Annotated in this window: 10 protein-coding genes; 8 read left to right on the forward strand and 2 right to left on the reverse strand. The window is 46.7% G+C overall.

Translation table 11 applies throughout. From position 1 onward, the window contains the following. From MKX35_RS04730 to mprF, 5 genes are all read left to right on the forward strand, one after another. Positions 1-951: a ring-cleaving dioxygenase gene (locus MKX35_RS04730; protein ID WP_076297967.1), complete on the forward strand. Its 951-nt coding sequence runs from the start codon at positions 1-3 to the stop codon at positions 949-951. Next, positions 948-1,568, forward strand: a complete 621-nt coding sequence (locus tag MKX35_RS04735; protein ID WP_076297966.1) for an alpha/beta hydrolase — start codon at positions 948-950, stop codon at positions 1,566-1,568. The genes MKX35_RS04730 and MKX35_RS04735 overlap by 4 nt, the downstream gene beginning before the upstream one ends. A 154-nt stretch (positions 1,569-1,722) precedes the next feature. Next, a complete protein-coding gene (locus MKX35_RS04740; RefSeq protein WP_076297965.1) occupies positions 1,723-2,955 on the forward strand; it encodes a multidrug effflux MFS transporter in 1,233 nt (410 codons plus the stop codon). A gap of 111 nt (positions 2,956-3,066) precedes the next feature. Beyond that, a complete protein-coding gene (locus MKX35_RS04745) occupies positions 3,067-3,417 on the forward strand; it encodes a FlxA-like family protein (protein ID WP_076297964.1) in 351 nt (116 codons plus the stop codon). A 282-nt stretch (positions 3,418-3,699) separates the two neighbouring features. Next, the gene (gene mprF / locus MKX35_RS04750; protein ID WP_076284894.1) at positions 3,700-6,351 is read left to right on the forward strand and encodes a bifunctional lysylphosphatidylglycerol flippase/synthetase MprF; all 2,652 of its coding nucleotides are present in this window, start codon (positions 3,700-3,702) and stop codon (positions 6,349-6,351) included. 556 nt (positions 6,352-6,907) lie between these two features. Here mprF and MKX35_RS04755 read toward each other — a convergent pair. Beyond that, a complete protein-coding gene (locus tag MKX35_RS04755; protein ID WP_076298125.1) occupies positions 6,908-8,380 on the reverse strand; it encodes an alpha-amylase in 1,473 nt (490 codons plus the stop codon). Between the two features lie 138 nt (positions 8,381-8,518). Then, positions 8,519-10,111, reverse strand: coding sequence for a histidine kinase N-terminal 7TM domain-containing diguanylate cyclase (locus MKX35_RS04760; protein ID WP_076297963.1), 1,593 nt, complete (start codon positions 10,109-10,111; stop codon positions 8,519-8,521). 283 nt (positions 10,112-10,394) lie between these two features. Between MKX35_RS04760 and MKX35_RS04765 the strand changes: the two genes are divergently transcribed. The 3 genes from MKX35_RS04765 to MKX35_RS04775 are packed head-to-tail and all read left to right on the forward strand — an operon-like array spanning position 10,395 to position 12,909. Beyond that, positions 10,395-11,177 carry an ABC transporter ATP-binding protein gene (locus MKX35_RS04765; protein ID WP_076284892.1) on the forward strand — a complete coding sequence of 261 codons (783 nt, stop codon included), beginning with the start codon at positions 10,395-10,397 and terminating at the stop codon, positions 11,175-11,177. Between the two features lie 2 nt (positions 11,178-11,179). Then, entirely contained in the window at positions 11,180-11,992 is an 813-nt protein-coding gene (locus MKX35_RS04770; RefSeq protein ID WP_076284891.1) for an ABC transporter permease, read from the forward strand. Continuing rightward, positions 11,992-12,909, forward strand: coding sequence for an ABC transporter permease (locus MKX35_RS04775; protein WP_081382668.1), 918 nt, complete (start codon positions 11,992-11,994; stop codon positions 12,907-12,909). The genes MKX35_RS04770 and MKX35_RS04775 overlap by 1 nt, the downstream gene beginning before the upstream one ends. The last annotated feature ends 63 nt before the right edge of the window (positions 12,910-12,972 follow it).

The following is a 12,972-nucleotide window of genomic DNA, read 5'->3' on the forward strand; positions in this document are numbered from 1 at the left end:
ATGACACTTCAAACTGCAGGAATTCATCATATTACCGCTTTTGTTGGAGATGCTCAGCGCAACGTTGACTTCTACGCCGGTATTCTAGGACTACGGCTTGTGAAGAAGACGATTAATTTTGACGCTCCGGAAGTTTATCATTTATATTTTGGGAATGAAGTAGGTGCTCCGGGAACGATTATTACCTTTTTCCCTTCACCTATTGGTCGTAAAGGCAGAATCGGCAGTGGGCAAGTTGGCGTAACGACTTACGCAGTACCAGTGGGCTCTCTGTCATTCTGGGAACAGCGTCTTGCTGCATATCAAATTCCGGTTACTCTTAAGCATAGAATCTCGGAATCTTATCTATCCTTTGCTGATTATGACGGATTGCGCATTGAACTGGTGGAACGTGAGGAAGGACCTCTTAGTAAATGGTCTTTCGGAGGGGTTCCAACCGAGCATGCTATCAAAGGGTTCGGTGGTGCTGTGCTCTACAGCAACAATCCGCTGCAAACTGCAGAAACGCTTGTCCATACGATGGGAATGAAGCATATCGCTGATGGAGACGGATATAGTCGTTATAGAACTACTGGCGATTTGGGTAATATTATTGATCTGAAGACAACACCGGTTCCGCAAGGAGCAGGAGGTACAGGCACCGTTCACCATATCGCATGGCGTGCACAAGATGACGCTGAGCAGCTGGAATGGGGGCGTCATGTACAGAGTCATGGACATCATCCAACACCGGTTCAAGACCGCCAATACTTTAATGCGATCTATTTCCGCGAAAGAGGTGGAATCCTCTTCGAGATTGCTACGGATCCTCCGGGCTTTGCCCGTGATGAAGCAGTGGATGCCCTGGGTGAGAAGCTGATGCTGCCATCTTGGTATGAACCGCATCGTGCGGCTATCGAAGAAAATTTAAGTCCTTTTCAAATAAGAGAAATTGAGGTGAAGCAGGGATGATTCATGTATTCCATAAAGGTAAAGATGTAACGAAACCCACGCTTGTATTATTTCACGGGACTGGAGGCAATGAGCAGGACTTGCTGCCGCTTGCCGGGTTGTTATCTCCTGATTCATCGGTGCTAGGCATCAGAGGGAATGTGCTGGAGAATGGTATGCCGCGGTTCTTCCGACGGTTAGCCGAAGGGGTATTCGATGAAGCAGATCTAATCTTCCGTACTCACGAGATCAAGCAGTTTCTGGATGAAGCCGCAGCGCAATATGGTTTCAATGCCAACAATCTGGTAGCCGTGGGTTACTCTAACGGTGCGAACATTGCAGGTAGCCTGCTGTTCCATTATAAGGATGTTTTCCGCGCTGCAATTCTACTGCATCCGATGGTACCGCTTCGGAATATTACGCTTCCTTCACTGGAAGGAGTATCTATCTTCATCGGAGCAGGCACAAATGATCCGCTTATCGCTTCTTCGGAGACTGAGGATTTGGAGATTATTTTTCAGAAGGCAGGCGCAGAGGTTACAACACACTGGGGCAACCAAGGTCATCGCCTGAGTGTTGCTGAGGCTGAAGCCGCTAGAGATTGGTTGCAAATGCGCAGCACATCTACAAATGCATAAAACAATCAGAATAACCGCCGAATGGCGGTTATTTTTGTTACACAAGCGCTCGTAGCCCTTCATAAAAGGATTGATCAATTTACTTCCTTTACGTTAGTATGAAGAATACAAAAAAAGGCCCAAGGGTTGCTTTAGAAAGGTTGAAGTAAGGATCATGATTGGAATTCAAAATGGTAATAAGCTTGCCGCAGATGGACCCTCACGGAAGCAGAGATTACAGTTGGCTGTGATTCTCGGCTCCATTACAACGATCGGCCCGTTGTCGATTGATATGTATTTGCCGGCACTGCCTACGCTTGTCTCGGATTTCGGTACGACCGCTGCTTTAGTGCAGCTTAGTCTGACCTTCTTTTTGCTGGGGCTTGCTTCAGGTCAGTTGGTCGCTGGACCGCTGAGTGATGTATATGGTCGCCGTCGTCCGCTGCTTATAGGTATGTTCATCTACGCCGTTTCCTCAGTGCTATGTGCCTTTAGTCCTTCGATTGGACTACTGATCGTTTTGCGGTTTATTCAAGGCCTTGCTGGCTCAGTGGGGGTGGTTGTCTCTAGAGCGGCTGTTCGTGATTTATATAGTGGCTCTGAACTCACGAAGTTCTTCTCACTATTGATGATTGTGAATGGTCTCGGACCGATATTAGCACCAGTTATTGGGGGCCAGCTGTTAAGAGTGACTACATGGCAAGGGATATTCCTCGTATTATTTGCTGCCGGAATTATTTTTTGTTTAACTATTTTATTGCGCTTGCCGGAGACGCTGCCGAAGGAGCGCCGCTCTAAGAGTGGACTGAAGGGTACATTGCTTACCTTCCGGGTATTGCTGGGCAACCGTAAGTTTATGGGTTATGCCTTGTCTCAAGGTTTCGTTACGGCATCTATGTTCGCGTATATCTCAGGTTCTTCTTTTGTATTGCAAAATATTTTTGCGGTTACCCCGCAAGTATATAGTCTGATCTTTGCAGTGAATGGGATCGGGATTATTATTACTGGCCAAATAGCCGGTAGACTTGCTGGAAAGGTAAGTGAGACTAAGCTGCTACTTAGTGGACTATTGCTCTGTACGATGGGGGGCATCTTGCTACTGCTAACGGTTCTAGTAGGAGGAGGACTGATCCCTATTCTGATCTGTCTATTTGCGGTTGTCTCCAGTGTAGGGATTGTCGGAGCGACCAGCTTCTCACTGGCGATGCAAGATCAAGGCGAAACTGCAGGCAGTGCCTCGGCGTTAATCGGATTAATACCCCTGTTGCTAGGTAGCTGTGTAGCGCCACTTGTGGGTCTTGGGGGAGTTGAATCCGCACTTCCGATGGCGATTGTGATGGCATGTACAGGAATTCTCTCGATTCTATCTTATCTGCTGCTTGTTAGACGAGGAAAAGCAAGCTCCTAGCAGTCTCTCGTTGTAACCTAGCATGGAGTACTTTCAGCAAACTTTCAGCGGGTCTTAACGTTCCTTACTTGCAAAAGGATTATATTGGAGGTAAGGAAGGGAGGGATGACCATGAGTATATCCGCAGTCTCAGGTTCCACATCGTATACTACCTCGACATCTAGCGCTACAGATACCAGTACGCTTGAGAAACAAAAAGCGAAGCTGGAAGCTGAACTAGACAAGATTAATGCCAGCTCAGACGATGACAAGACCAAGGAAACGAAAACGAAGCAAATTGAGCAACAGATTAAGACCATCGAGGCACAAATCTCGCAGAATTCTCAGAGCAGTGCTTCCACCGCAGGCAGTGGTGTAGAGGCGCCTGCCAAACCTGCGAACAATGCGCTTGCTGCAGCAAGCCCGCAAGAGATCGCTACCGCAACAACGGATAGTAAAGGCAGATTTGATATTCGAGTATAAACGCTAGTTAAACCCGTGCTACATAACAGAGAGGACATCCTTTGCCGTGAGGGATGTCCTTTTTGTTGTGCAATTTTATGTGTAAACTACAGTCTCAATGTTCTTTAGCTAAATAGAATTTCACTAACATTTTTTAACTATTGCAGGGATTAGGGCTGTGCTGGCAGTCTAATGTAGTAGGTGTTGATTATCATGGGTTTTTTATTCCAATAATTGTTATAATGAAATGGTTGTAAAAATTGTCTAGCACAACGTGTGTCGGCGGTAAGGGTAGGTGGCCTAATGCAATCAAAACAACAAACATTAGAAAGATTCAAAATTGTAAGGCTGTTCTTAACCATCTATCGGATTCGGGCGGTGAGAGCCCTCTTTCCAGTAGCTATCATAGCGCTGGTGTATTGGGAGGGGCAACATGAGCTGAAGCAGGTTCATTTAGGACTTATTATGCGTGAGCTAAGAAGAGTGCCTACATCTGCCGTTTTGCAAATGATCGGATTTGCACTTCTCGCAGTAGCTGTAATGAGTGCTTATGATTATTTGATACGAGCACATTTTCGTTTAAAAGTAGGGCTGTGGGACACCTTCCGTTATGCTTGGATAGCTAATACATTTAATAATTTAATTGGTTTTGCAGGTCTGGCTGGAGTGGGTTTAAGGACGTTGATGTACAAAAAAAGCGGAGTGTCAACTTCCGTCCTAACGCCGGCAATCGTATTTTTATCACCACTCATGATTACCGGGTTATCTTTACTTTCTTGGGCAAATATTTTTGGTTTACTCCCGGCAACGGCGTTGCTGGAAGAGCATCATTGGTTAGTATTTGCGGTATGGGGGATGGCGCTTTATTTGCCGTTTTTTGTGTTTGTACAGCGCTCTGCTCTTTATGCAAAGTGGATTAACCGGGGACAAGGTAGAACACCCTGGCTTACAGTAGTTGCCTCTGTAGGTGCCTCCTTTCTGGAATGGAGTTTTGCTGGCGTAACGTTTTGGACAATCAGTAGTCATCTCTTGCACGAGGTGCATTTTCCAGTTATATTCGGCATCTTTACGATTGCTGCTATCGCAGGCATCTTGAGTATGGCGCCTGGTGGTATCGGTGCTTTTGACCTTATTGCATTGCTGGGTCTTACGCAGCTTGGATTTAAAAGTGATCAGGCCATGGCAGTGCTTGTTATTTTTAGATTGTTCTATTATCTCATTCCATGGCTGATCGGATTGGTGCTGGCGGCACTGGAATTTGGTCTGCAGGGAAAAAAGGGTCAAGATCGTTCAGCTCCAGGGTTCGAACCCGCTCTTAACATTTGGCAGAGGATTTGGGGTTGGCCGGGTCAGTATACCTTTCTGAGCGATCTTGGTGTGTGGGCTCTAGGCAAGCTTGTACTAGCTAGCGGGCTTATTCTCTTACTATCAACAGCTACGCCCGGATTGTTGTACAGACTGAAGATTACAGAGGAAATATTGTCATTCTCGATCATGCAGCTCTCACATCATTTATCTGTACTTATTGGCTTTATGCTCATTTTGTTGTCGAGAGGCATTACATTACGGGTTCGTAGCGCGTACATCTGGACCAGCATTTTATTATTTTCCGGGTCTGTGTTTGCGGTGGCTAAAGGCTTTGATTATGAAGAGGCGCTGTTTCTGCTCCTCGTTGCACTCATTCTGTGGATCTCCAGATCTCGGTTCTACCGGATCAGTGCTCCCGTAAGCAGACAGAGTACGATTTGGTGGCTTGCGCTTACTTCAGTAATTGCCCTAAGCTATTATCTATTGGGCAGCCATGTCCATCGTGGATTTCTGAAGCATCTCCCGCCCGGTGTAGAGCCAGAGTGGCTACAGCGGCATAGTCATGTTGCTTTTACAGCCGTAGGGGGACTAGCTTTCTCTTGGATCATTCTTACTTTGCTGATCACCCTTAGACCCCATCGTAAACCGGAGGAGTTATTCGGAAATTTTGATATGGCAAGGCTGAAAAACTTCCTAGGTGAAGTTCAAGGCAATGCCCTAACTCATATGCTGTTTTTGGGTGATAAAAGCTTCTTCTGGGCGCAAGAAGGCAAGGTGTTGCTCGCTTTCGCTAGGGTTAGGGATAAGCTTGTAGTCCTTGGTGATCCATTGGGAGAGAGAAGTCTCATGAATGAGGCAATCAGTGAATTTAGACAAGCTGCAGATAAGTACGGTCTGGTCGTAGTTTTTTATCAGGCCACACCTGATTTCTTATCGATCTATCATGAGCAGGGATATCGCTTTTTTAAGCTGGGGGAAGAGGCATTAGTAACGCTCGATACCTTTACGCTCAGTGGCAAAAAGAACAGTGATTTGCGAAGCGTATGCAACCGTTTCGAACGGGAAGGCTATGCCTTCGAAGTTGTAGAAGCACCGCACGCTGAAGATTTGCTACGAGAGCTGCGATCCGTTTCGAACGAATGGTTGAATGGGCGCACCGAAAAAGGGTATTCGCTGGGTTGGTTTAACGAGGCCTATCTACAGCTGGCTCCAATCGTGCTCCTGAGGAATGCCCAAGGGACGATACTGGCATTTGCTTCGATTGCACACGGGTATGATCAGGGTATGACCTTATCGATTGATTTGATGCGCCATCGAAAGAATGTGCCGAACGGAACGATGGATTATTTATTTGTTCGTTTGCTAGAATGGGCGAAATCTAAGGGATATCATCGATTCAATCTAGGTAATGCCCCGCTGTCCAGTGTGGGTGAGAATGCTGGGGCCTTGAAAGAGGAGAAGCTGGCCCATCTCGTATTTAAAAGAGGGGGGCATTGGTACGGCTTTGTCGGACTTCGCCGCTATAAAGAAAAATTCAGCCCGGAGTGGGAACCGCGTTACTTGGCTTATCCGGCTTCTATAGCATTGCCGATCTTAACACTCGATCTGGTGAGGTTAGTATCCCGCCATCCTAGGGCGGAGGAGTAGAGTGAGACGTGCGTGAAGTCTCTATGTACATTGACCTAACCAAAGAAGAGGGTGCCGTCTCAAAGTAGTTTTAGCTACTTGGGTACGACCCTTTTTTTGCGTTGAAGGTTAATTGAAGTTTGAAATGATGGTTTGAGTGAAACATCAATACAACAATTAGGGAATTTCTCCCTGAAATTCTAAGATTACTGGTCATTAGATTTATAATTAGGGAAAATATCCCTAAAATTCATCTGATTTGGTGGGAAATCAAGGCATTACCCTAATTTTTAGGGAGGAATTCCCTAATTTCGTTGATTATAAGCGAATATCGAATATTTTTAGGGAGCTTTTCCCTAATTAGTGTTAAACCCACTCTGCCCACCGCAAAAACGCCCACCGCACATTCCCGCATGCATATCCTCATCATCGTCTGCCATCATTACCCAATCTGAAAAGGTTTAATGGTTAAGTGAGATCTTTACTTGGACTATTCCATAAAATAGATGAAGCTGTCCCGTAAGCAGCATTCACTACTTTCGAGGGCAGCCTCATCTATATTTAAATAGCACCACTCTTATTTTTCGCCAGCTTCTGTATCAGGCAGAGCCCAGACAGATACGCTGCCACCGTTGACCGGGAAGGTCGCCCAGCCATCTTTTTCAATCGTTATAGTCGCCTTGTGATTATGAGTGAAATCTACCCATGCTTCACCCGCGCGTTGTTCCCCTACGAACATTCTTTTCTGACCGTTCTCACCATTACTAATCACAACCGCACAGCCGGAGCGTTCGATGTCTTTCACGCCGAGTCGTGTCCAGCCAATCGTGTTAGGATGATCGAAATAATCCTTCTGCTCACCATAGGCTTTGTGATAGCGGGTATATAGCAGCGGGTCAATCGCCTCTTTTTTGCCTGCGACAGGTGTAGGTCCCTCGATCCCATAATAATCTCCATAAAAGACCACAGGATATCCATCGCGTCGCAGTAGGATAAGTGCATAAGCACTTTGCTTAAACCAATCATCTACCCAAGATTCCAGAGCTTCATGGGGTTGAGAATCATGATTGTCAACGAACGTTACAGCATTGGTAGGATGGGTCTGCACCAGTGTGTCGTCGAGGATTTTGGTTAAATCAAAGTTTCTACCCCCCAAGGAAGCTGAATGCAGCTTGTAGTGAAGGGAGACATCGAAGAGGTCGATCTTATAATCGACGGTATTTAGAAATTGTCGGCAGGATTCTAAATCCGAATTCCAGAACTCGCCCACGATATAGAAATCCTTCTCACATTTATTAAACATTTCTACCGCGAATTGTTTCACAAACTCATGGTTGATATGCTTGATGGCATCTAAGCGAAAGCCGCTGCAGTGGAGCGTGTCCACCAGCCATTTTCCCCATTGGATCATTTCTTTTTTGACTTCTGGATGACTGTAATCAATATTTGCGAACATTAGATAATCGTAGTTGCCGAACTCGTCATCAACATTCTGGTTCCATGTTTTATTCTCGCCTGCGATACGGAATACACCTGTTCGCCCCGACTTGGCGTCGAAGTCAGTGCCGTTAAAATGATTGTGATTCCATTTAAAGGAAGAGTGTTCATCACCGCGGCCGGGGAAGGTGAATTTAGTCCAGCCCTCAATCTCGAAAGGCTTGGAGATTTCTTTCATCCGGTCATTAGGGTCGACCTCGATCACCTGGAAGACTTCCTTTTCATCCGCTCCTGCTTTGTGATTCATGACCAAATCAACGTACACGGCAATGCCGTTTTTTTGACATTCCGAAATGGCTTCAATCAGTGCTTGTTTGGTGCCATATTTGGTGCGTACCGTACCTTTTTGGTCATATTCGCCCAGATCGTATAGATCATACACGCCATAGCCTGTATCGTCGGCGGAGACGGCCTTTGTCACAGGAGGTACCCAAACAGAATCAATGCCTACGGCTTTTAGTGCGGAAGCTGTTTCTTTTAGGCGATCCCAGTGTTTCCCATCCGCAGCGACATGCCATTCAAAAAATTGCATCATTGTATGGTTCCTCATTATTTCTTGCGCCTCCATATCCATAAAGCGAATTTTTTCTACACTCTGATTAGATTTTCAGATAACTCTTATTAAACGTAAAAACAGACTATGAAAAATAAGGCAGGCTGATGAATGCGCTGGGAGGGACAAAGATGCGATTTATATAGGCTTGAAAAGTGTAATTTCTGATCTCTGGGAGAGGTGGACAGCATTGCGTCCGTTTCGTTTGGAACTGTACAGAGCATGGTCAGCCTCTGACAGTAGCTCTTCTAGAGTGGCTTTAGGACTTAGGGCTTCTACTACTCCGAAGCTGGCAGTCACGTTAATGGACCCGATGAGCGTATACAAGACACTTTGTTCAATATCTGCGCGGATAGTTTCGCAGAGTTGTGCGGCTTGCTTCAGCGACGTATCTGGCAAACAGATCACAAATTCCTCACCGCCATAACGTCCGAAGATGTCACCCTCCCGGATATGTCTGTTGCATACCTCGACAATGTGCTGAAGGGCTTGATCTCCATATTGATGTCCGAATCGATCATTAATGCTTTTGAAGAAGTCTACATCCAGCAAAATAATCGATAGTGAACTCCGATTGCTCGCGGCCTGAACAAGAAGCCCTCGACTCAGTTCCAAAAAGTAGGTACGGTTATAAATCCCCGTCAGACTATCCATCGTAGCCAATTGACGCAGCTTATCTTGAAGCAGTATTCGTTCAGTTACGTCAATCAGCATGATCATTTGTCCTGCTAAGTATCCCCCTTGTTTCTGTACGGGAGAGGACCGAATTTGGTAGTAACAAATCTCGTCTCCTTTGATCCAAGCAACTTCCCGTTCTTCACGTAGCAGTGGCTCTGTATCCATAACATAGGACAAGGCATCTTTGCCGGCATTAAGAAACAGTTGAGCCAGCGGTTTACCAATCGCCGAGGAATTAAGTCCTTCTATCATATCCGCGGCTGCGCGATTGTAATCGACGAGCATGTCCGAACGATCGGTGACAAGCACCCCATCTCGCATGCTTTCAAACAGATTCTCACGGGCGATAGGCGCAGCTGTTAGCATACCTCTTGATAGGATAGCCCAGATATATAGGGTGGAAGTGATACTCATAATGATGGGAACGGGATCCATCCCGTAGGGAGTCAGGCCCATTAAATATAAAAAAGAGCCTAACGTTGGAAGGCTTAGTCCAATTAGAATGGTAACGATTTGTCTCCGGTATACCCGTTTCATCCGGTTCCACTGCCATAACATAAGGCAGATAGCTGCCAGTAGACAACCAAAAGTAAAGCTGCCGTGAACGATATACCAAGGTCCCATCACTACATCAACGAGTGGGGAGGGCGTATTGTCTCGCAAATAAATGGATTTATAGAAGAGGTGGTGGTAATCATTGGTCCACACCATCAGTGTTGTGATGAACGGTATTATATATAGCGCTGCTCGCATGCCCTTTTTAATTAGACTCTCCAGCCCTACGAAATGCATCACCATAATAAGGCTGGCGGGCGCTATAAAAGGCATCCCCAGGTACTCTACTTTAATCCAAAAACTCATTTCCTCCAGTGTTTTGCCCGACAGTTCTAGTGCGAAGCCGAAGGTATAAATCGCGGAAGTGAAGGAGCTTATAACAAAGGCTCTAATTCCTAAGAAATCCGTTTTTTTATAATAGGCGAAAAGGGCTAGTAAAACGCTCAGGACACCAGATATAGCCACAATAACAATATAATTCGAAATTACAGATCCCATGGGTCTATTGTCTCCTACTGAGGAAAGATATGGATAAATATTACCACAAATCTACAAATATTTAAAAATCACTTCATTTGAAACTTGAATAAATGTCCCCCTAGACAAAATGACGTGATTTAGCGGGAGCTATTTTACTAATTGTCTAATGAGAGTCCAGTGAGCAGCGTGTAACATGTTAGTTAATACTACACAACAGAAGATTTTAACTCGACACACTCTCTAGTGAGTCAGATTAATTAACATTAATTGCATAGCTTATTTTGATAAGGGGGGGCTGAGGATGTCATTACTCGCGACAAATATTCCTGAAATTCAGCTGGAAAATGTTGAAATGCGCTATAGGGCAGAAGCTGCGGAAGTGCTTGCACTGCATCAGGTGAGTCTTGATATTGCAAAGGGGGAGTTCGTCTCACTGCTCGGACCTTCAGGATGTGGCAAAACAACGCTTTTGAGACTGATGGCCGATCTCATCGCGCCAACGGGCGGGAACATTGTAGTCGCTGGAAAAAGTGCTAAAGAGGCAAGGCTGGCGCAGAAATATGGCATTGTTTTTCAAAGTCCTGTGCTGTATGACTGGCGGAAGGTGAAGCATAACATCACATTGCCACTGGAACTGATGGGAGTTAAAAAGTCGATCCGTGAAGAGAGGGCGCTGGAGCTTCTTGATCTAGTGGGCTTGCAGAGCTTCGCGGATAAATACCCTTGGCAGCTTAGTGGGGGGATGCAGCAAAGAGTAGCGATTGCCAGAGCGCTATCGATGGAGCCGGAAATTCTACTGATGGATGAACCGTTCTCTGCACTGGATGAGTTTACACGTGAGCGTCTGAACGAAGAACTGTTATCTGTCTGGAGCAAGGTGCAGAACACGATTGTCTTCGTAACACATAGTATTCCTGAGTCGATATTCCTCTCTGACCGGGTGTTTGTTCTTTCCCCGCATCCAGGTCGCTTATCCGCTGTGGTTGAAATTCCTCTGCCACGTCCACGAACGGCGGAAATGAGAAACAGCCCAGAGTTTTTCGAACTGATCGCAAGTATTCGCGACAGCTTTGAAGGGGTGTAGGGATGAAAGGGGGCAGTATCTTTGTACGGGGTCGCCTGCTGCCGTTGTTTGTCTGGATATTTGGTTTGCTGCTAGTTTGGGAAGGAGCCTCCTGGATGCTGCTCCATGTAGTGGAGACACCGTTAGCTCAGTCCAAGTTGCCCTACGTTCATGAGGTGCTATCCACGCTGTGGAAGTATAGTGGCACGCTTCTGAAGGAGGGGGCTGCCACCTTTGGCAATGCTGGTGTTGGCTTCCTGATTGGTGCGGTGGCTGGTGCTTCACTGGCGGTGCTAATGAGCTTGTCGAAGACGATAGAGCAGTTAACTTTTCCTTACGCTATCGCCTCGCAGATGATTCCGATCCTGGGGCTGGCGCCGATCATTTATGGGATTGTGAGAGATGAGCAGACTTCACGGATTATTATTTCGGGTTATATTACATTCTTCCCAGTGGCTCTCAATATGCTGCGCGGCTTGCGAAGTGTGGATCCTTCCGCGCTGGAATTAATGCATTCTTATGCGGCAAAACCTTGGGCGGTCTATTGGAAACTCAGATTTCCAGCGGCCCTGCCGGGTTTGTTCGGAGGGCTTAAGATTGCTGCTCCGCTCGCAGTGACTGGTGCTATCCTGGTAGAGCTCATGGGTGCGCAGCACGGGATTGGCGTAATCATGCTGCGTAATCTCTACTACGGCAGCTCTCATACCTACATGTTCTGGTCTACGGTGATTGTCGGCGCTTTGTTGGGGATTGTAAGTTACTGGTTGATCAGTCTGATAGAACGTTTGGTGGCGCCGTGGCAGCCTGAATTTCGACCGAAAGGAGGTAGCCGCTAATGGAAACCAACTCCGTTCGGGAGACTTCATTTATAGGCTCTACTAGTAAAGAGGTGGCCCAGCCGGTATTAACGGCTACGCAGAATAATGTTGCAACAGGCTCGAAGCCCGCGGTAATTGCCAAGCGTAAGGGTGGCTCGCATGGCCTGAAGAGGATATTTAGCGCAGGCGTGCTGCTGCCTGTATTGGCGGGGGTGTTGTTTCTTGGGCTATGGGAGTTCGAATTCTTTCATAAGATCTTTGATCTGAAGAAATATCAGCTGCCGTTGCCCACAGCAATTGCCACGACCATGAGGGATAATTTCAGCATGTTGTTATCCTATACCGGATACACCCTTACTGAGGCTGTGCTGGGAATGTTGGTTGGTTCTGCTATCGGCTTCCTGATCGCTTTAGCCGCGACAGCTTGGCCGCGCTGGGGAAGTGGAAGTTTAACTTTGGTTGCTGCTCTAAATGCTGTGCCCATCGTCGCCCTCGCGCCCATTATGAATCTGTGGTTCGGGGATGGGATAGGCTCGCGGATTGCCATAGTAACGGCAACTACAATGGCTGCGATGGCGATCAACGCCTATAAAGGCATGGCGGCGATCGATCCATTGGCGCTGGATCTGATGCATTCCTATGCGGCAGGTAAACCGGCAGTGTTTCGTTATCTGCGGATTCGCAATAGCTTACCCTATGTATTTACAGCACTGAAGATCAACGCAACGGCCAGTATGATTGGGGCGATTGTCGGCGAATTCTTCTTTTCCTCAAAAGGGCTTGGGTACCTGCTCTCCAATTCCATTAAAGTTGCCAAAATGCCACTGGGCTGGTCCTGTATTGTGCTGGCTGCAATTGCCGGCGTGCTCTTCTACCTAGTGGTTGAGCGGCTTGAGAAAGTGTTCATCAAGTGGCATCCTTCGCAACGTAAATGAGCTCTATAACATCATTACATCCGGTCCTAGTGGGAAGGGAAAAGAGAAACCGCCCACGGCTGT

The organism is Paenibacillus sp. FSL R5-0923, assembly GCF_038009145.1.
In the GTDB taxonomy this organism is placed as follows: Bacteria; Bacillota; Bacilli; order Paenibacillales; family Paenibacillaceae; genus Paenibacillus_AQ.

Coding starts and splice junctions, on each gene's coding strand:
- MKX35_RS04775 (WP_081382668.1), top strand. CDS start 11,992: ATGGAAACCAACTCCGTTCGGGAGACTTCATTTATAGGCTCTACTAGT.
- MKX35_RS04740 (WP_076297965.1), top strand. CDS start 1,723: ATGATTGGAATTCAAAATGGTAATAAGCTTGCCGCAGATGGACCCTCA.
- MKX35_RS04745 (WP_076297964.1), top strand. CDS start 3,067: ATGAGTATATCCGCAGTCTCAGGTTCCACATCGTATACTACCTCGACA.
- MKX35_RS04730 (WP_076297967.1), top strand. CDS start 1: ATGACACTTCAAACTGCAGGAATTCATCATATTACCGCTTTTGTTGGA.
- MKX35_RS04765 (WP_076284892.1), top strand. CDS start 10,395: ATGTCATTACTCGCGACAAATATTCCTGAAATTCAGCTGGAAAATGTT.
- MKX35_RS04770 (WP_076284891.1), top strand. CDS start 11,180: ATGAAAGGGGGCAGTATCTTTGTACGGGGTCGCCTGCTGCCGTTGTTT.
- MKX35_RS04760 (WP_076297963.1), bottom strand. CDS start 10,111: ATGGGATCTGTAATTTCGAATTATATTGTTATTGTGGCTATATCTGGT.
- MKX35_RS04735 (WP_076297966.1), top strand. CDS start 948: ATGATTCATGTATTCCATAAAGGTAAAGATGTAACGAAACCCACGCTT.
- mprF (WP_076284894.1), top strand. CDS start 3,700: ATGCAATCAAAACAACAAACATTAGAAAGATTCAAAATTGTAAGGCTG.